The 18,340-nt window shown below is 73.4% G+C and carries 13 protein-coding genes; 7 read left to right on the plus strand and 6 right to left on the minus strand.

All coding sequences use genetic code 11. From position 1 onward, the window contains the following. The first annotated feature begins 418 nt into the window (after positions 1-418). From ACZ47G_RS29645 to ACZ47G_RS29655, 3 genes are all read left to right on the plus strand, one after another. Positions 419-2,245 carry an AMP-dependent synthetase/ligase gene (locus ACZ47G_RS29645; RefSeq protein WP_465747838.1) on the plus strand — a complete coding sequence of 609 codons (1,827 nt, stop codon included), beginning with the start codon at positions 419-421 and terminating at the stop codon, positions 2,243-2,245. A gap of 285 nt (positions 2,246-2,530) precedes the next feature. Next, positions 2,531-3,703, plus strand: coding sequence for a polysaccharide deacetylase family protein (locus ACZ47G_RS29650; RefSeq protein WP_465747872.1), 1,173 nt, complete (start codon positions 2,531-2,533; stop codon positions 3,701-3,703). A 485-nt stretch (positions 3,704-4,188) separates the two neighbouring features. Beyond that, positions 4,189-5,076, plus strand: coding sequence for a nitroreductase/quinone reductase family protein (locus tag ACZ47G_RS29655; RefSeq protein WP_465747840.1), 888 nt, complete (start codon positions 4,189-4,191; stop codon positions 5,074-5,076). A gap of 93 nt (positions 5,077-5,169) precedes the next feature. On the opposite strand, the gene ACZ47G_RS29660 is transcribed toward ACZ47G_RS29655, so the two are convergent. The 4 genes from ACZ47G_RS29660 to ACZ47G_RS29675 all read right to left on the minus strand — a co-directional run bounded on the left by ACZ47G_RS29660 (position 5,170) and on the right by ACZ47G_RS29675 (position 9,521). After that, positions 5,170-5,967 carry an SGNH/GDSL hydrolase family protein gene (locus ACZ47G_RS29660; RefSeq protein WP_465747842.1) on the minus strand — a complete coding sequence of 266 codons (798 nt, stop codon included), beginning with the start codon at positions 5,965-5,967 and terminating at the stop codon, positions 5,170-5,172. A gap of 236 nt (positions 5,968-6,203) precedes the next feature. Then, entirely contained in the window at positions 6,204-6,947 is a 744-nt protein-coding gene (locus ACZ47G_RS29665) for an SGNH/GDSL hydrolase family protein (RefSeq protein WP_465747844.1), read from the minus strand. 525 nt (positions 6,948-7,472) lie between these two features. Then, positions 7,473-8,111, minus strand: a complete 639-nt coding sequence (locus ACZ47G_RS29670) for an NUDIX hydrolase (RefSeq protein ID WP_465747846.1) — start codon at positions 8,109-8,111, stop codon at positions 7,473-7,475. Positions 8,112-8,300: 189 nt separating this feature from the next. After that, positions 8,301-9,521 (minus strand): hypothetical protein, encoded by a 1,221-nt coding sequence (locus ACZ47G_RS29675; RefSeq protein ID WP_465747848.1) that lies wholly within the window; start codon positions 9,519-9,521, stop codon positions 8,301-8,303. Positions 9,522-10,486: 965 nt separating this feature from the next. On the opposite strand from ACZ47G_RS29675, the gene ACZ47G_RS29680 reads away from it, so the two are divergent. Then, entirely contained in the window at positions 10,487-11,656 is a 1,170-nt protein-coding gene (locus ACZ47G_RS29680; RefSeq protein ID WP_465747850.1) for an exonuclease SbcCD subunit D, read from the plus strand. After that, positions 11,653-14,736, plus strand: coding sequence for an AAA family ATPase (locus ACZ47G_RS29685; RefSeq protein WP_465747852.1), 3,084 nt, complete (start codon positions 11,653-11,655; stop codon positions 14,734-14,736). Before ACZ47G_RS29680 ends, ACZ47G_RS29685 begins: the two co-directional genes overlap by 4 nt. 26 nt (positions 14,737-14,762) lie before the next feature. Here ACZ47G_RS29685 and ACZ47G_RS29690 read toward each other — a convergent pair whose 3' ends face one another. Both ACZ47G_RS29690 and ACZ47G_RS29695 read right to left on the minus strand, forming a co-directional pair. Continuing rightward, complete coding sequence (locus tag ACZ47G_RS29690) at positions 14,763-14,996, minus strand: hypothetical protein (protein ID WP_465747854.1); 234 nt, start codon at positions 14,994-14,996, stop codon at positions 14,763-14,765. A gap of 85 nt (positions 14,997-15,081) precedes the next feature. Further along, positions 15,082-16,065, minus strand: coding sequence for a TetR/AcrR family transcriptional regulator C-terminal domain-containing protein (locus tag ACZ47G_RS29695; protein WP_465747856.1), 984 nt, complete (start codon positions 16,063-16,065; stop codon positions 15,082-15,084). 243 nt (positions 16,066-16,308) lie between these two features. On the opposite strand from ACZ47G_RS29695, the gene ACZ47G_RS29700 reads away from it, so the two are divergent. Then, on the plus strand, positions 16,309-17,421 hold the full coding sequence (locus ACZ47G_RS29700; RefSeq protein WP_465747858.1) for an FAD-dependent monooxygenase: 1,113 nt from the start codon (positions 16,309-16,311) through the stop codon (positions 17,419-17,421). A 247-nt stretch (positions 17,422-17,668) separates the two neighbouring features. After that, entirely contained in the window at positions 17,669-18,244 is a 576-nt protein-coding gene (locus ACZ47G_RS29705) for a DUF1990 family protein (RefSeq protein WP_465747860.1), read from the plus strand. Positions 18,245-18,340 lie beyond the last annotated feature (96 nt).

Raw genomic sequence — 18,340 nt, forward strand, 5'->3', positions numbered from 1 at the left:
CGGACGGGGAGCGGTTCGGGCGGGCTTTCGGGGTGCTGGGGACGGCGGGTTCGGCGGGACTTCGGGGAGCCCTGGGGAGGGAGCGTCGGAAGCCGCCCGGCCACAGGTCTGCGAGACTCTACTACGCCCTGACCACACGTTCGAGGGTCGAACCATTCCGCTTCCTCACCTTGCCCCGGACACGTCAGGAGCCGGTCCCGGTCCGCTCCGCCCGGCCCGGGCGTCTCCCCGGTTCCTCCCCAGCTGCGACACCATCCCTACGGACCGGTGCCGATCTCGTCGCGTCACCGTCACAACCCTGGGCAGTGACAGAGCGATCCGATAGTTTCGCTCCACCCCGCGCGACCGGGCGCCGCCACCCCGGTGCCCGTGCGCCGGGCCGGCAGACAGCGCCGCGCGAAGCGAACTGGGGAGGACTGTGCGCGAGTTCACCACCCCCACCCCGGCCGGGCCCGAGGCCACCGGAGGACTCGCCGACTCCCTGTACGACACCGCCGACCGCACCCCCGACCTGGTCCAGCTCTCCCGGCGGACCGGTGACGGGGGCTGGCAGGACGTCACCGCACGGGAGTTCCGGGACGAGGTGCTCGCCCTCGCCAAGGGCCTGCTGACCCGCGGCGTGCGCTACGGCGACCGGGTCGCCCTGATGTCCCGCACCCGCTACGAGTGGACACTGTTCGACTACGCGCTCTGGTCGATCGGCGCGATCACCGTCCCGGTCTACCCCACCGCCGCGACCGAGCAGGTGCGCTGGATCCTCGCCGAGACCCAGGCGGTGGCCTGCCTGGTCGAGGACGAGGACGCCGCGATGACCGTCGGCGCGGTCTGCGACGCCCTGCCCGACCTGACCGGGATCTGGCAGCTCGACCGCGACTGCGTCGCCGCGATCACCGAGGACGGCCTGGACGTCCCCGACGCCCTGGTGCACCGCCAGCGGCTCGGCGTCGCGGCCGCCAACATCGCCACCGTGGTCTACACCTCCGGCACCACCGGACGCCCCAAGGGCTGCCTGATCACCCACGCCAACCTGGCCGCCGAGGCCGACTCCCTGCTCGCCGGCTGGGGCGACGTACTCCGCGACACCGGCGGCGGCCAGCCCGCCACCCTGCTGTTCCTGCCGCTGGCACACGTCTACGGGCGCGCGGTGCAGATCGCGGCGGTCCGCGGCGGCTTCCGGATCGGCCACATCCCCGAGGTGTCCACCGACGCGCTGCTGCCCGCCCTGGAGAGCTTCCGGCCGAGCTTCCTGCACGCCGTCCCGTACGTCTTCGAGAAGATCTTCCAGCGGGCCCGGCGCGCCGCCGAGGAGGCCGGGCGCGGCGAACTCTTCGAGCAGGCCCGCCAGGTGGCCGTCGACTGGGCGACCGCCCGGGAGCAGAAGGCCTTCGGCCGCGGCCCCGGCCCCGGCGCGGCCCTGCGGCTGCGCCACCTCGCCTACGAACGGACGGTCTACCCACGGCTGCGTGCCGTGCTCGGCGGGCGGGTGCGCGCCGTGATGTGCGGAGGATCGGCGCTGCGGCGGGAGTTGGGCCTCTTCTTCACCGGCGCCGGACTCCAGCTCTACGAGGGCTACGGACTCACCGAGACCACCGCCGCGATCACCGCCAACCCGGCCGGACGGCAGAAGCTCGGCACCGTCGGGCAGCCGGTGCCGGGCGCCTCGGTGGCGATCGCGGACGACGGCGAGGTGTGGGTGCGCGGCGGATCGGTCTTCGGTGGCTACCTCAACCACCCGCGGTGCACGGCGGAATCACTGATCGACGGCTGGTTCGGCACGGGCGACCTCGGCCGGCTCGACGAGGACGGCTACCTCACCATCACCGGCCGCAAGAAGGACCTGATCGTCACCAGCAGCGGCAAGAACCTCGCCCCGGCGGCCCTGGAGGAGCGGGTCGAGGCGCACCCGCTGGTCTCCCAGTGCCTGGTGGTCGGCGACGACCGCCCGTACGTGGCGGCTCTGATCACGCTCGACCCGGACGCGCTCGCGCACTGGCTGAAGACCCGCGGCCGGGAGCAACTGGACGCCTGGGCGGTGCTCGCCGACGAGCAGTTGCACATCGAGATCCAGCGCGCGGTGGCGGCGGCCAACACGGCGGTTTCGCGAGCCGAGTCGATCCGCGCGTTCCGGCTGCTGCCACGGGAGTTCAGCCTGGAGCAGGGACTGCTGACCCCCTCGCTGAAGCTGCGGCGGACGGCGATCGCGGAGCACTACTCGACGGACATCGAGGAGCTGTACCTCTCCTGACCCGTCTCGGCCTCCATCCTCGGGACCGGCGTGAACATGGCCTCGTGGCAAGGCTTCTGACGTGCCGTCTTGTCCCCTTTACGGACGGATCGTTCGCCGCGCGGTTCACCTGCCGTTCCCTTGACGGGCCGATTGGTCCAGTCCATTGTTGCTCTTCGGTCCGAGTGCGGCGCACCAGCACCACCCGCTCCCGCCCCTCCGGGAGCGCCCTGGTTCCACGGTCCAGATTCCCGTTCACGCCCTCCCCACGGGCGTGCCCCCACTTGCTGGAGTCCTCACGTGTCGATGTCCACGCGCCTGTCCGCGCTGGCCGTATCCGTCGCCCTGCTCACGGCCTCCGCCGTTCCGGCCGCCACGGCTGCTACGGCTGCCACGGCTGCCACTGCCACGGCCGCTGCCGCTGCGGCCGGGACCGTTGCCGGCCCCGCTGCCGGGACCGTCAACCTGGCCACCAACCCCGGCTTCGAGCTGCCCTCCCCCAACCTCGCCGACTGGGGCAGCATCCCCGGCTGGAACTGCACCGGCGGCCCGGCCGAAGCCGCCGTCACCACCACCGCCGCACACTCCGGCACCTCGGCACTCACCGTCACCCCGGCGAACGACGACTCCACCGGCGAGTGCGCCCAGACCGTCGCCGTCCAGCCCGGCACCACCTACACCGCCTCGGCCTGGGTACGCGGCAACTTCGTCTACCTGGGCGCCACCGGCACCGGCCGGGACGTCGCCCCCGCCTGGACCGAGACCACCTCCGGCGGCTGGCAGCAGCTGACCACCCGCTTCACCACCGGGCCGGACGCCCACAGCATCCGGCTGTACGTGCACGGCTGGTACCAGCAGGGCCCGTTCTCGGTGGACGACGTACGGGTCGACGGCCCGGCGCCCGCCCCGGCGGTGGCGGCCGGCTCGATCCCGACCACCGACAAGGTGGTCTTCTTCACCGTGGACGACGGCTGGCAGCGCACCCCCGAGGCGGAACGCTTCATCGCCGACCACCACCTGCCGATCACCGCCTTCCCCCTGCCGATGCCGGCCGGCACCGACCCGGGCTTCTTCCAGCGGGTCACCGCCGTGCCGGGCTCCTCGATCCAGGACCACAGCGTCTCGCACTCCGACCTCAGCAAGCTCCCGCTGGACCAGCAGCAGGTCGAGATCTGCGACGCGCGCGACGCGATGACCCGACTGTTCGGCACCGCGCCCGTGGTGTTCCGCCCGCCGTTCTTCACCTGGAACGCCGACACCCTGCAGGCCGCCGCCAACTGTGGCATCCGCACCGTGCTGACCGCCGACGCGGACTTCAGCTGGGGTGCCTCCAACATCTGGCACCCGGGCTCGCTCCAGCCGGGTGACGTGGTCCTGATGCACTGGACCGACACCCTCGCCACCGACCTGCCCCGCGCCCTGGCCGCCGCCGAGGCCGCCGGCCTCAAGCCGGCGGGCCTGGTCGACTACCTGCACTGACGCTCCTGGTCTCGCGCCCGCCCCCGAGGCGTCGCTCCCCGGGGCCGGACGGATGACAGCTGACAGATTTCACTATCTGAAATCTGTCAGCTGTCATCCGTTATCCGTCACCTGTCAGGTGCCAGGAGCCAGGAGCCAGGAGCCATCCACTGTCCGCCAGCCGTTCGGCGATCACTGGCCCCGCCTCGCTCCGGCCCGGGATCCGGGCGGCGACCCGCTCGGCCATCCGGTCGCGATCATGCTCGTTGACAGGCTGTCCGCGGCGCGGCTCTAATGGGGGCGTGCAGCGCGGCGTCGGCCACAGAGCAGTGGGCCGGCCGGCGACCGAGCCAGCACCTGACGTGTAAAGGGACGATGCGCGATGAGTACCTTCTCCGCTGCCCTGATCTGACGTAGGCGGTCACCGCGGTGTCCGCGCGTTCCCGTGCCGGCACCGTGTGTGGCCGCGAATCCCCCGTATTCCTAGGAGACTTCACCACACACGTATGTCCATGTCCTTCCATCAGAATGTCATCGAAGAGTTCCGCGCCAACGGCGGCCGGGTCGGCGGTCCGTTCGAGGGCGGCAATCTGCTGTTGCTGACCACCACCGGGGCCCGCTCCCGGCGGCCGCACACCGTACCGCTCGGGTTCGTCCGGTCCGAGGGGCTGGTGCTGGTCGTCGCCTCGGCGGCCGGGGCGCCGGAACACCCCCAGTGGTACCGCAATCTGCTGGCCCACCCGGTGGTCCGGGTCGAGCTGGGCACCGAGAGCTTCGACGCCATCGCCGTCCCCGCCGAAGGCCCCCGCCGGGAGCGGCTGTTCGCGGCCGTCCTCCGCGAGGCACCCGGGTACGGCGACTACCAGGCGCACACCGAGCGGGAGTTGCCGGTGGTGGTCCTGGAGCGGCCTGAGGCGCCGCCGGACCGGCCGAGCGAAGTACGCAGCCTGGCCGACAAGTTGCTGGAGGCGCACAGCTGGCTGCGGGCCCAGCTGCGGCACGTCCGGGCGGAGGCCCACTCCCACACCCCCGGCCGTCCGGCCGGACTGGGGCTCCAACTGCGCCAGCACTGCCTGGCGTTCTGCGAGGGACTCACCCACCACCACACCGGGGAGGACTCCGCGATCTTCCCGGCCCTGGCCCGCAGCCACCCCGAACTCGCCGGGGTGCTGGAGCGGCTCGGCGAGCAGCACCGGGAGATCGGGCGGATCAAGGAGGAACTGGTGGCGCTGCTGGCCGGGATCGAGATCACCGACCCGGAGCGGCTGCGGACCGAACTGGACCGGATGTCCGCCGAGTTGGAGGCGCATCTGGACCACGAGGAGGCCGAGCTGCTACCGGCCCTCGCCGCGATCCCCTTCCCACCGGTGCGCCCGGCCCCGACCGGCCGCTGACGCGACGGTGCCGCCGCCCCTCCCCAGCCACGGGAGGGGCGGCGGCAGCGGCCGTCACGTCAGGAGTTCGATCGGACGGCGGCGACTGACACCTCAGGACTGACTGAAGACCGGGAGGTAGCCGTTGGCCTGACCAGAGTCGTTCGGGTGGTAGCTCTCGTCGATCGGCAGCGTGGTGCTGTGCAGCCAGGTGTCCAGCGAGCCGCAGATCTCGTGCCCGGAGAAGATGTCGCGCACGTCACCGAAGGTGAAGCCGGCGTTGGCGACCTCCTTGGCGATCACGCCGTCCAGGGTGTCCGCGGCCTCGTTGATGGCGGCGCGCTTGGTGTCACCGATGCCGAAGATGCAGCTGCCGCCGATCTGGTAGAGGTGCGGGTAGCCCATGACCACGACGTGGGCGTTCGGGGCCTTGGCGCGGATGGCGTTGTACACCTGGTCCAGCTGGCCGGGCAGGGTGTTGGTCGCGTAGTTCTCGGCGGTGTTGACGGCGTTGAGGCAGTCGCTGTCGGAGCTGAGCACGCAAGTCTTCATGGTGCTGGAGAAGCCCGCGTCGTTACCCCCGACCGAGAGGCTGACCAGGGTGGTGCCGGAACTCAGCGCGGAGATCTGGCTGTTGAGGATGTCACCGGTTCTGGCGCCGGAACAGGCGACGAAGGTGAAGGAGGACGGGGAGTTGGCGTTCGACCAGAGGGAGGCGTACGCGTTGGCGCTGCGCTTGCAACTGCCACTGTCGCTCAGGTAGTTGCCGGCGCCGACACCGGCGGAGTACGAGTCGCCGAGCGCCACGTAGTTGACGCCTGCGGCATTGGCGGACGAGGCCGCGAAGAGTGTCGTCATGCTGAGGACGGCGGCTATCGCGGCGACGGAGAGGGCACGAGCAGGGCGGAACATTGCACCTCCAGATGTGACACGGGTCACAGAAAGGGATACCAAGCGGCAATCGAACATGGAAGCGTTCATGCCAAGGTCATTGACTGACCGTCAATAGCCATGGAAGTGAACCCCCTTGGGGACAAAGCTCGTTCACGCCGAGCAGCGCGTGCCCATGAGGGCGTGCGCGGGCGCGCGCCGACGCGCGGCAGCACGGCGCCGCCCGGGTGACCGGACGGACGCCGTGACCGACTCGCTCAGGAGCGGCTGAAGACCGGGAGGTAGCCGCTGGCCTGGCCGGTCGAGTTCGGGTGGTAGCTCTCGTCGATCGGCAGGGTGGTGCTGTGCAGCCAGGTGGCCTGCGAACCGCAGATCTCGTGCTCGGCGAAGATGCCGCGCACATCGCCGAAGGTGAAGCCGGCGTTGGCGACCCGCTTGGCGATCACGCCGTCCAGCGCGTCGGCGGCGCCGTTGATGGCAGCGCGCTTGGTGTCGCTGATCCCGAAGAGGCAGTCGCCGCCGACCTTGTACAGGTGCGGGTAGCCCATCACCACGACGTGGGCGTTCGGCGCCTTGGAGTGGATCGCGGAGTACACCCGGTCCAGCTGGCCGGGCAGGGTGTTCGTCGCGTAGCTCTTCGCCGTGTTGACGGCGCCGAGGCAGTCGCTGTCGGAGCCCAGCACACAGGTCTTCATGGTGTCGGCGAAGCCCGCGTCGTTGCCCCCGATCGACAGGCTGACCAGCGTGGTACCACTGTTCAGCGCGGAGATCTGACTGTTGAGCACATCGCCGGTTCTCGCCCCCGAGCACGCCACGAAGGCGAACGAGGACGGCTTGTGCGCGTTCTTCCACAGGTACGCGTAGGCGTTGGTGCTGCGCTTGCAGCTACCGCTGTCGCTCAGGTAGCTGCCGGCACCGACGCCGGCCGAGTACGAGTCCCCGAGGGCGACGTAGTTGACACCGGCCGCATTGGCGGCTGACGCCGTGAAAAGCGTCGTCATGGTGAGACCAGCCGCCATCGCGGCAATGGACAGAACACGGGCAGGGCGGAGCATTGCACCTCCTGGATATGACGCGGGTCACAGAAGGGATACCAGGCAGTAGCCCCGCGCGGAAGCGCTCATGCCAAGGACATTGACGGACCGTCTGATAGCGGAGAAGTGAACCCGCCCCGACGGAGTGTGAGTTCGCCCAGGTGGGTGTGGGTGTATGTCGACGCGCATCGGTCATCGCGTGTAGACAAAAAACTTTCGAGAAGTCAGCTCTCCGTCAGCTGCCGGTCAGCTGCCGGTCAGCGTGCGGCCGTCGATGCGTCAGTTCTGCGGTGCGGGCCGGCTCCGACTCGAAGGCGCGACCGGCCGCCTCGGGGAGCGCAGCTCGGCGCCCGGGAGCGAAGCTCGGCACCGGGAGCGAAGCTCGGCACCGGGAGCGAAGCTCGGCACCGGGGAGGCACGGCTCAACGCCGGGGAGGGCATGGCTCAGCGCCCAGGGGTGCGACTCAGCGCCCGGGACGGGCAGGGTAGGGCTCAGCGCCCGGGGGCGCGTCCGCCGCCCGGGTACACGGGGCCGGGGAAGACCGTGCAGCCCTCGACCGGCAGCTCCTCGATCGTCTCGTTCGCCGCGACCGGCACGCCGAGCCAGCGGGCGGCCATGGCGACCGCCGCCCGGGCCTGGCGCAGCCCGGGCTCGCCCCAGCCCAGCAGCTCGACGGCGAGCCCCGGCGCGACCAGCAGCCGGCGGTAGTGCCGGCCCGAGGCCGGGTCCGCCTCGCTGGGCCCGACCGCCCGCAGCGCCGCCGCCATCCGGACCCGTGCGCACTCGTGCCCGCCGTTCGCCGAGCCGACCCGGTCGTAGAGGTAGCCGAGGTAGTACGGCCGGCCGATCACGGCCTGGGCCTCCTCGCCCGCCTCCCGGGCCAGTGCGGCCGCCGGGTCACCGCCGTCCTCCGGCTCCAGCGAGCCGCCGGGCAGCGAGCAGATGCCGTCCTTGGGGTTGACCAGGGTCAGCACCCGCCCGTCCGGGGCGAACAGCCACCCCCAGGACTGCTTCACCGGCAACCCGTCCGGCACCTGCTCGCCCGGCCGCCACGGCCAGCCCGCCGTGGGACGTCGGCGCACCTTCCCGAGCAACTCGGCGATCTCCGCCGTGAACTCGATCCGGCTCATGCCGCGCGCCCCCCTCTCGGTGTCGGGCTCGCCGGACCTGCGGAGCACGGTTCGGAGCGGAGCGACCGGAGCGGCGGCGTGGGGTACCGCGCGCTCCTGCTGTTGATCTTCTCCGATCTTCCCCGAACAGGCGGTCGATGAACAGTCCCCAGCGCCGCATGGTGGACGCGGAGACCGCGAAAGCCCTGTTCACCCCAGCGGCCCACCTCCGGCCCCGGCCCCCGGGAAGCCCGGCAACGGGAACCCCGGCTGCGGCACCACCCCGGGCGGGAACGGCAGCCCGCGCGCCGCGTCATCGGCCAGCTCGTCGAACACCTCATGGGCGGTCATCGGCCGCAGCCGCCCACCCGTCAGCGCCCATCCCCGCACCGCGGGCCCCGACCTCGCCGCCTCCGGAAGCCGACCAGGAGGCCTACCCGGCGGCCCATCCGGTGGCCCACCCAATGGCCCACCCCGGAGCCCACGAGGCGGAGGCGCCGACGGATCGCCGTGCAGCAGCAGCGCCCCCTCACCGCCGGACGCCACCCCGGCAGCGAGCGTGACGCAGAACGCCTCCGCGTCCCGCCCGGCGGACTGCAGCCGCCCTTCCTCCACGCAGAGGTCCACCGCCGAGGTGAGCTGCTCGCCGTCCTCCGGCCCGTGGCAGCGCAGCGTCAGCAGGTGGCAGCCCTCCCCCGCGCCCTCGGCCAGCGCCAGGTAGACCGAGGTCACGTACCGCATCACCGCCGCCATCCGCCGCTGCCCCGCCAGGTCGTCGCCGACCGCGTCCAGCAGCGCCGCGCAGGCGACGGACATCCGCACCCGCGCCCGGTGGTCGTCCACGAGCACCGGGAGGAGCTCCGCCAGCGGCTCCCCCGCGTAGACGAAGGGCTCCCCGGCCAGCTCCGGATCCCCCGCGTACGCGACCCGGGCGGCCGGGGCCCGCGGATCGAGCCCGAGCACGGCGCAGTAGTCCTCGAAGTCGGCCGCCTCCAGTACCCGCAGGTGCACCTCCAGCCCCTGCCGGTGCAGGCCGCTCAGCTGCTCCTCCGCCCGCAGCAGGTACTCCCGGTGCCCGAGCGCACCGAACAGCCCGTACCCGGCCAGCGCGGCGAAATCGGCCGCCTCCGCGGCCAGCGCCACGGCCACCGGCTGCGGCGGCGCGCCTCGGGCCCGGCCGCCGCGCCGCCCCCGCGCACCGCCCCCGCCCGGCCCACCGGATCCACCGGCCCGCGCGCCCGGCGGCCGACCGCCGCCGGGCGGCGACGCCCCGCCCGGTCCGCCGTCCTCCCGCCCACCGGCGCCGGGGCCGTACCCGGCACCCGACCCGGGCCTGCGCCCGCCGAACAGCAGCGCCCTCGGCCCCGCCGGCGGCCGGCTCCGCACCGCCACGACGCCCAGCACCTCGTACACCGTCTCCCGCACAGCCATGGGGTTCCTCCGTCCACTCGACGCGCCGGCCCGCTCGGCCGGCACGAACCAGCACCGACCGCTCCGACTCCCGGAGCCGCCGACGTCACGGAACCTACACAGAGCCACTGACAATCCACCCCAAGTAATCGAACACCGGCAGCCAGGACCCGCTAGCGGAGCAAACTTGGCCCCTACCAGCCGCTCACCCGCCCGCCGCTCCCCACCTCAGCGGGCCAAAAAGTGCCCCCTGAGGCAGGAGAACGCCCCGCCCGCCACAGGGCGCCGGCGGAGCGGAGACGTGCAGAACCAGCAGGACGGCCTCACAGCGCTTGTCGAAGCGGCTCGCCGAGGGTCACCTCCTGTTGCCGCTCGCGTTGCCCCTCGACCAGGCGGCCCACGTCGCCTTGGACGCCGACTTCGCCCCTTGGACGCCGACGTCACCTTGGACGCCGACTTCGCTCCGCTGACGCCGTCGCGGGGGTCGGGTGGTTCCACCAGGCGTTCGCGTGGTGGGCCACCGCTCTTCGTCCAGGCCGCCGTCGTCCCGGGTTCCGCCCGCCAGCAGGTGCTCGTGCTCCGCATGGCCGATCCAGGAACGCACGGCGTCGCGCTGTTCGGTCCTGCTCGGCTGCTGCCGAACGGACGGCGTGGCAGCGCCGTCCACGCCCGCGTTCGCGAGTGCCACGCCGCCGCCGAGTGCGGTCAGCGCGACCGCCGCCGCACCCACTGCCGCCGGACCCACTACTACAGGCTTGATCACGATGGTCCGCCAGGAACTCGAAGGGTCAGTGATCACAGTGGTGGACGTCTGATCGACGTCGACCGCGATGCGGGAGCGGGGCCGAGGGCCGGGCGGGACGAGGCTCTGTCGGTGGGTCCTGTGATACTCGGTACTGACCAGGCACCGGCCGCGTGGCCGGTGCCGACTTCGGTGCCGACTCGGAGGACATGGAAGTGGCAAACGCGCAGGTAGGAGCGCTGTAGTGAGACTGCTGCACACCTCCGACTGGCATCTCGGGCGTTCGTTCCACCGGGAGAGCCTGCACGACGCCCAGCGCGCCTTCCTGGACCACCTGGTGGACGTGGTCCGGTCCGAGGGCGTGGACGCCGTGCTGGTCGCCGGGGACGTCTACGACCGGGCGCTGCCGAGCCTGGACGCGGTCGCGCTGTTCGACGACGTGCTGCACCGGCTGGCCGACCTCTGGGTGCCGACGGTCTTCATCAGCGGCAACCACGACTCGGCCCGCCGTCTCGGGGTCGGCGCCGGCCTGATCGGCCGGGCCGGGATCCACCTGCGGACGGACCCGGGCGAGTGCGCCGAGCCGGTGCTGCTGGCGGACGAGCACGGGCCGGTGGCGGTGTACGGCCTGCCGTACCTGGAGCCGACGCTGGTGCGCGAGCGGTTCGGGCTGGCCAAGGGCGGGCACGCCGCGGTGCTCGGCGCGGCGATGGAGCAGGTCCGCGCCGACCTCGCGACGCGCCCCGCGGGCACCAGAGCGGTGGTGCTGGCACACGCCTTCGTCACCGGCGGCACGGCGTCCGACAGCGAGCGGGACATCGCGGTCGGCGGGGTCGCCTCCGTCCCCGCCTCGGTGTTCGACGGGGTGCACTACGCCGCGCTCGGCCACCTGCACGGCTGCCAGACCCTCGCCCCGCACCTGCGCTACAGCGGCTCCCCGCTCGCCTACTCCTTCTCCGAGGTCCGCCAGCGCAAGACCATGTGGCTGGTCGACCTCGCGGCCGACGGCTCGGTGACGGCCGAGCGGGTCGACTGCCCCCGGCCGCGCCCGCTCGCCACCCTCCGCGGCACCCTGGAGGCGCTGCTCACCGAGGAGGAGTACGCGGAGCACGAGCAGTCCTGGGTGCAGGCCACGCTCACCGACGCGGCCCGCCCCAGCGAGCCGATGGAGAAGCTGCGCCGCCGCTTCCCGCACACCCTCCAGTTGCTGTTCGACCCCGAGGACGGCGGGGACGAGCCGTCCCGGTCGTACGCGGCCCGGGTCAGCGGCCGGGAGGACCTGGAGATCGCCGAGGGCTTCCTGCGGCACGTCCGCCCCGGGGCCGAGCCGGAGCCGGACGAACTGGGCTGGCTGCGCGAGGGCTTCGAGCGTGTCCGCGAGGGCGCCGACCGGAAGGCGGACCTGCCCCGATGAGGCTGCACCGGCTCACCGTCACCGCCTTCGGCCCGTTCGCGGGCAGCGAGACGGTGGACTTCGACGCGCTCGCCGCCTCCGGGCTGTTCCTGCTGCGCGGCGCGACCGGCGCGGGCAAGAGCAGCGTCCTGGACGCGGTCTGCTTCGCCCTCTACGGCGAGACGCCGAACGCCCGCCGGGCCAACCGGCTGCGCAGCGACCACGCCGACCCCAAGCGGCTCACCCAGGTCGAGCTGGAGCTGACGCTGGGCGGGCGGCGGCTGCAGATCACCCGGCTGCCCGAACAGCGCCGGCCGAAGAAGGTCGGCACCGGCACCACCGTCGAACGGCCGCAGACCCTGCTGCGCGAGTGGGCCGCCGACGCGGGCGACGGCACCGCCGGCTGGCGGCCGGTCAGCAAGTCGCACCAGGAGGCCGGGGAGGAGATCCACCGGCTGATCGGCATGAGCCGCGAGCAGTTCTGCCAGGTGGTGCTGCTGCCCCAGGGCGACTTCGCCCGCTTCCTCAAGGGCGACTCCGAGGAGCGCGGCAAGCTGCTGCGCCGACTGTTCGACACCGAGCGCTACGGGCTCGTCGAGGCCTGGCTCGCCGAGCAGCGCCGCGCCCAGGAGACGGCCGTCCAGGCCGGCCGGCGCCGGCTGCGGGACCTCGCCAGCAAGGCGGAACAGGCCGCCGGGCCCGGGGCCGAGCCCGCCGGGGCCTGGGTGCCGGCCGACGACGACGACGCCGAGCCGGCCGCCGGGTTGCTCGGTTGGGCGGCGATCCTGCGCAGCGGGGCCGCCGAGCAGCTGACCGTCGCCGAGGCCGCGCTCGCGGGCGCCGAGGCGGCCCAGCGGGCGGCCCAGCGGGGCCGGGAGACCGCCGAGGAGCTTGCCGGGCGGCAGCGCCGGCACCGCGAGGCACTGGCCGAGGCCGAGCGGCTGGCCGGCTTCGAGCCGGCCGCGGCGCGGGACCGGCAGCGGCTCGCGGCCGCCCAGGAGGCGGTCGGCGTGGAGTCGGCGCTGCGCCTGCGGGACAGTGCGGCCGAGGCGCTCGGGCGGGCCCTGGAGGCGGAGCGACGGCACCGGGCGGCACTCGCCCGGGCGAGCGACGGGATCCACGCGCCGGCCGGGTCCGACGCCGCCGACCCGACCGAAGCCGAGCCGACCGAAGCGGAGTTGACCGAGACGGAGTTGACCGAGACGGAGCAGCGGCTGCGCGCCGAGGTGGTCCGGCTGGAGGCGGCCCGGGCGGAGGAGCGGCGCTGCGCCGAACTCGCCCGCGAGCAGCACTCCTTGACCAGGGGCCGGGTCGACGCCGAGGAGCTGGCCGAGGAGGCCGAACGCTGGCTGGCCGAGTTCGAGGGCGAGTTGGGCCGACTGGAGGAGCAGCAGGCCCGGGCCCAGGCGGCGAGCACCCGGGTCGAGCAACTGGACGGGCAGCGGGCCGAGTTGGCCACCCGCCTGGGCGCGGCCCGGGAACGGGACGGCCTGCGGGCCGAGATCGCGGCCGCCGAGCCGAGGGTCTCCGAGCTGCGCACCGCCGCGCTGGATGCCCGCGAGTACAGCCTGGACCTGCGGGACCGCCGCCTGGCGGGCATGGCCGCCGAGCTGGCCGAGCAGCTGCGCTCGGGCGAGGCCTGCCGGGTCTGCGGCTCGCCCGAGCACCCGGCGCCCGCCGAGGCCGCCGACGGCGGCCGGGTGAGCGCCGAGGACGAGGAGCGGGCCGGCCGGGCCCAGGCCGCCGCCGAACGGGCCTGGGGCGAGGCCGACCAGGCGCTCATCGCCCTGCGGGTGCGCGAGGCGACCGCCACCGGCGCGGCCGGCCCGGAGGCCGCGGACGTGCTCGCGCGCTCCCTAGCCGAACTGGAGCAGGAGCACCGCACCGCGCTGCACGAGGCGGAGACGCTCGGCCGGGTCGGGCAGGAGATCGCCCGGCTGTCGCAGGACCGCACCCGCCGACTGGACGAGTTGCACGAGGCCAGGGAGCGCGCCGCCGTCCTCACCGACCGGCTGCGGACGCTGGACGACGAGCAGCGGGAGCTGACCGCCAGGGTCGCGGCCGCCCGCGGCGAGGCCGCCTCGGTCGCCGACCGGGCCGCCTCGCTGACCCGGCTCGCCGAGGCGGTCGCCGCGACGGCCGCGGCCGCCCGGACGGTGGCGGAGGCGCGGGCCCGGCTGGGCGGGGCCGAGGAGGAACTCGGCAAGGCCGCCGCGGCGGCTGGGTTCCCGGACGCCGCCGCGGCCCTCGCCGTCCTGCTGCCGCGCGAGGAGCGGGACCGGCTGGAGGCCCGGCTGGAGCGGCACCGCACGGAGTCGGCCGCCGTCCGGCACGAGCTGGCGCTGCCCGAGCTGGCCGAGGCCGCGGCCCGTCCGCCGGTCGACCTGGCCGCCGCCGCGGCCGCGCTCCGCGCCGCCACCGACCGGCTCGGCCGGGCGCACGCGGCGCGGTCGGCGGCCCAGGAGCGCTGCGCGGCGCTGGCCGCGATCGGACGGAGCCTGGCCGACCTGGCCGCCGAACTGGCCCCCGCACTGGACCGCTACGGGCGGATCAACCGGCTCGCCGCGCTGGCCGCCGGCACCTCCACCGAGAACCGGCTGCGGATGCGCCTGGAGTCGTACGTCCTGGCGGCCCGGCTGGAGCAGGTCGCGGCGGCGGCCAGCGACCGGCTGGTCCGGATGTCCGGTGGCCGCTACACCCTGGTCCACAGCGACGACCGGGGCACCGGCAACAAGCGCTCCGGCCTGGCCCTCCGGGTGGTCGACGCCTGGACGGGCACCGAGCGGGACACCGCGACCCTCTCCGGCGGCGAAAGCTTCTTCGCCTCGCTCGCCCTCGCCCTCGGCCTGGCCGACGTGGTCACCGACGAGGCCGGCGGCATGCCGCTGGACACCCTCTTCATCGACGAGGGCTTCGGCACCCTGGACGAGCAGTCCCTGGAGGAGGTGATGGACGTCCTCGACGGCCTGCGCGAACGCGACCGCGCGGTCGGCATCGTCAGCCACGTCGCCGACCTGCGCAGCCGGATCCCCGCCCAGCTCCTGGTCCGCAAGGGCCGCCACGGCTCCACCCTGGCCCTGGCCGGACGGGAGGACGCCTAGCACGCGCCCCGGCCCCTCTCCCCCGCTCAGCCCGAACAGGCGGCCCGCTGGGCCTGCTGCCAGGCACAGGTCGGGCAGAGCGTGCTGCCCGACTGATCCGCGGGCAGCACCGTCGGCTCACCGCACAGCACGCAGTCGGCGCGCGGCCCCTCCGCCCCCGGGTCCTCCCGCAGCGCCGCCTCCGCCGAACCGTCGGGCGCGAGCTCACAGACCGCCGCGTCCCCGCTCACCAGGCCCTCATCCGTCCCGATCTCACCCATACCGCCTTCCTACTCCCCGCCCGCGCCCCGCCGCAAGGCGTGCCCACCGGCACCCACCCGCAGAACACCTCCGCCCCGCCCCTGTTCACCGCCCGGGGCCGGCGGCCTCGATCATGGCGCCGACGCCGTCGAGCAGCGGCTTGAGCCCGAAGGCGAACAGCTCGTCCAGGTCGAGGTCGTAGCCGTCCCCGAGGCTCCTGGTCGTCCGCGCGAACACCGGGTGCCGGTCCCCCCTGACCAGTGCCGCCAGCACGGGGCCCTGGTGGTCCATCCACTGCTCCTCGGTCAGGCCGGTGCCGGCCTCCGCCTGGGCCTCCCGCTCCAGGTGAACGGCGACCCCCTGGACGTAGCAGTAGAACAGGACGTGCAGGTCGAGCATCGTCGCCGGGTTCAGGCCGTGGCCGTCCAGGGCGGCGAGCGCCCACTCGGCGTGGTCCATCAGCGCCGGGAGCATCAACGGCCGAGTGAGCACACCGACTTGGGCGAGCCACGGGTGGCGGCGGTAGATCCGCCAGAGCGTGTGCGCGCCGAGTTCCAGCCGTGCCCGCCAGTCCCCGGTCGGCTCGGCTGGGTAGACCTCCTCCCCGAACGCCGCATCCGCCATCAGCAGCACCAGGTCGTCCTTGCTGGGGACGTACCGGTAGGGCGACATCGCCGCGACGCCGAGCCGGGCCGCGACACTCCGCATGGAGAGCGCGGCGAGCCCCTCCCGGTCGGCGATCTCCACGGCGGCCCGGACGATCCCCTCCCTGGTCAGCTCGGCCGACGGCGCCACGGCCGCCGCGGCCGCCGCAGCCTCCCGTGCGGCCGGGACGGCCGTCCGGCCCCGAGTGGGCACCTCGTGGGCCGCGACCACGGTGCCCACCCGGGGCCGGCTCTCGACCAACCCCTCCAGCCGCAGCGTGGTGAGCACCTTCGCCGCCGTCGCGAGCGCGACGTTCCACTCCCGGGCGATCCGCCGGGTCGACGGCACCCGCTCGCCCGGTGCGAGGGTGCCGTCGGCGATCCGCCGCGCGATCTCGTCGGCGATGCGCCGGTACGGCGGGACCGGCTCGGTGCTCGGGGCCATGCGACCGCCTCTCTGCTGCGCGGCGTGTGACACGGATCTCCCTCCGCGCCGACTGCGGACCGCACCTCGACTGTACTAGGACAGAGGCTAGCAGCCGAGACGCCCTCGACAGCCCGAACTGCACTAGTTCAGCAGGGATATCACCAGCCAGAACAGCACTTGGCAGTTCTGCGCGTACGCCGTACATTCAGGCCGCATACACCGTACGAGCGCCATTCCGGCAAACCTCTGGGGGAACGAACGATGACAGCAGTGCTGATCTCCGGCGGCGGCATCGCGGGCACCGCGCTCGCCGTCCTGCTGAACCGCCGCGGCTTCGCCGTGACGATCGTGGAGCGGGCGCCCGGACCGCGCGGCGGCGGGCAGGCCGTGGACATCCGGGGCGCGGCCGTGGACGTGGTCGAGCGGCTCGGGGTCCTGGACCAGGTCCGCGCCCACCGCACCCGGATGCGGGGCATGTCCGTGCTGGACGGCGACGGCCGGGAGATCCATCGCTCCACCGAGAGCACGTTCAGCAGTGGGCGGCTCGACAGCGGCGATGTGGAGCTGCTGCGCGACGACCTCGTCGAGGTCCTGTACGAGCTCGCGATGCGGGAGGGCGTCGAGTTCGTCTTCGGCGACGGCATCACCACGCTCGCCCAGGAGGAGGACGGCGTACCGACCCGCTTCACGCACGCCGGGCCGCGCCGCTTCGACCTCGTCGTGGGCGCCGACGGCCTGCACTCCGCCGTGCGCCACCTGGCCTTCGGCCCCGAAGAACGCTTCGCCCGCCACCTCGGGACGCACTTGGCGGTGTTCAGCACGGACAACTTCCTGGGCCTGACGGACTGGCAACTCTGGCTGCGCGACGGCGAGATCGGTTTCGGCGTCTACCCGGTGCGCGACAACTCCGAGCTACGGGTCGCCTTCGGCTTCGCGGGCGAACCGTCCCCCGACGGGCTGCGCGACCCCCAGGCCCGGAAGGCGTTCGTCGCCGAACGGATGGCTCAACTACGCTGGGAGACCCCGAGGTTGCTGCAGGCACTGGAGGAGGCGCCCGACCTGTACTGCGATGCGATGATGCAGATCCACCTGGAACGCTGGTCGCAGGGCCGAGTGGTGCTGGTCGGCGACGCGGGCTACTGCGCCTCCCCGCTCTCCGGCCAGGGCACCAGCCTCGCCCTGGTCGGCGCCCAGGTGCTCGCGGACGCCCTGGCCCACGATCGCCGGGACCACCGCGCGGCCTTCGCCTCGTACGAGCGGCGGCTGCGGCCGTTCGTCCGGGTCAACCAGGCACTGGCCACCGAGAACCCCGGCGGGCCCGCCTCCGAGGAGTCGCTGGAGCGGGCGAAGCACGCGATCACGCTCGACGCATGACGCTCGACGCATGACGCTCGACGCATGACGAACGACGCATGACGAACGACGCATGACGGATGGCAGTGAACAACTGACAGATTTCAGATAACAGATAACAGCGAACAGATTTCGAAATCTGTCATCTGTTCGCTGTTATCTGTCACCCGAACCGCTCCCGCCCTCCCCGCCGCCCCGCCCGGCCCGGCCACACCCCACCCCACCCCACCCCAAGGCGGGCTCGCGGCCGAGGGCTAGCGTGGCCCGCATGGTTGGCACGGATGGCGGGATCGCGGATCTTCAGCGGCGGCTGCAGGCCGCTCGGGCGGCTGAGCCCACGTACGGCGAGGTGGGGGCGACCCGGGGTGGGCGGTTGCCGGAGGGGTACGGGCACCTGCGGCGGCGGGTGCACCTCGGGCGGGGGCCGGAGGTGCTGGAGCGGGCCGGGCGGTACGTGCTCGGGTGGGGCAGTCAGCTGGGCACCGGGTTCGCTGTGCACCCGGGCGGGCCGGCCCGGGAGGGGGCCACCGTGCTGCTGCGGCTGCGCCTGCCGGGCAGCCGGTGGCCGCGCCTGGTGATCCCCTGCCGGGTGGTGTGGACGGTGGTGGAGCCGGACCGGATCGGGTTCGCGTACGGGACGCTGCCCGGGCATCCGGAGTGCGGCGAGGAGTCGTTCCTGGTGTCGATGGATGCCGAGGGCGAGGTGTGGTTCGAGGTGGCCGCGTTCTCCCGACTGTCCGCCTGGTACGCCCGGCTGGGCCGACCGGTGGCGCTGCTCTGCCAGTACCTGGCGATCGAGCGCTACCTCGCGGCCGTGGCCGGGCACGTCGCGCAGGAGCGCTAGGTGTACTGACCACGGAGGTTGGTGACGGAGTTCATGGCGGCGTGATCTTGAAATGAGTGAGGGCCTTCTGGCCAGGTGTGGATTGCGACATCTTCA

Source organism: Kitasatospora sp. NPDC030952 (genome assembly GCF_055571335.1).

What these genes read in the sequence shown, in the direction of transcription:
- ACZ47G_RS29650 (WP_465747872.1), top strand. Translation starts at nt 2,531, where the DNA reads ATGTCCACGCGCCTGTCCGCGCTGGCCGTATCCGTCGCCCTGCTCACG.
- ACZ47G_RS29655 (WP_465747840.1), top strand. Translation starts at nt 4,189, where the DNA reads ATGTCCATGTCCTTCCATCAGAATGTCATCGAAGAGTTCCGCGCCAAC.
- ACZ47G_RS29660 (WP_465747842.1), bottom strand. Translation starts at nt 5,967, where the DNA reads ATGTTCCGCCCTGCTCGTGCCCTCTCCGTCGCCGCGATAGCCGCCGTC.
- ACZ47G_RS29665 (WP_465747844.1), bottom strand. Translation starts at nt 6,947, where the DNA reads ATGACGACGCTTTTCACGGCGTCAGCCGCCAATGCGGCCGGTGTCAAC.
- ACZ47G_RS29670 (WP_465747846.1), bottom strand. Translation starts at nt 8,111, where the DNA reads ATGAGCCGGATCGAGTTCACGGCGGAGATCGCCGAGTTGCTCGGGAAG.
- ACZ47G_RS29675 (WP_465747848.1), bottom strand. Translation starts at nt 9,521, where the DNA reads ATGGCTGTGCGGGAGACGGTGTACGAGGTGCTGGGCGTCGTGGCGGTG.
- ACZ47G_RS29685 (WP_465747852.1), top strand. Translation starts at nt 11,653, where the DNA reads ATGAGGCTGCACCGGCTCACCGTCACCGCCTTCGGCCCGTTCGCGGGC.
- ACZ47G_RS29690 (WP_465747854.1), bottom strand. Translation starts at nt 14,996, where the DNA reads ATGGGTGAGATCGGGACGGATGAGGGCCTGGTGAGCGGGGACGCGGCG.
- ACZ47G_RS29695 (WP_465747856.1), bottom strand. Translation starts at nt 16,065, where the DNA reads ATGGCCCCGAGCACCGAGCCGGTCCCGCCGTACCGGCGCATCGCCGAC.
- ACZ47G_RS29700 (WP_465747858.1), top strand. Translation starts at nt 16,309, where the DNA reads ATGACAGCAGTGCTGATCTCCGGCGGCGGCATCGCGGGCACCGCGCTC.
- ACZ47G_RS29705 (WP_465747860.1), top strand. Translation starts at nt 17,669, where the DNA reads ATGGTTGGCACGGATGGCGGGATCGCGGATCTTCAGCGGCGGCTGCAG.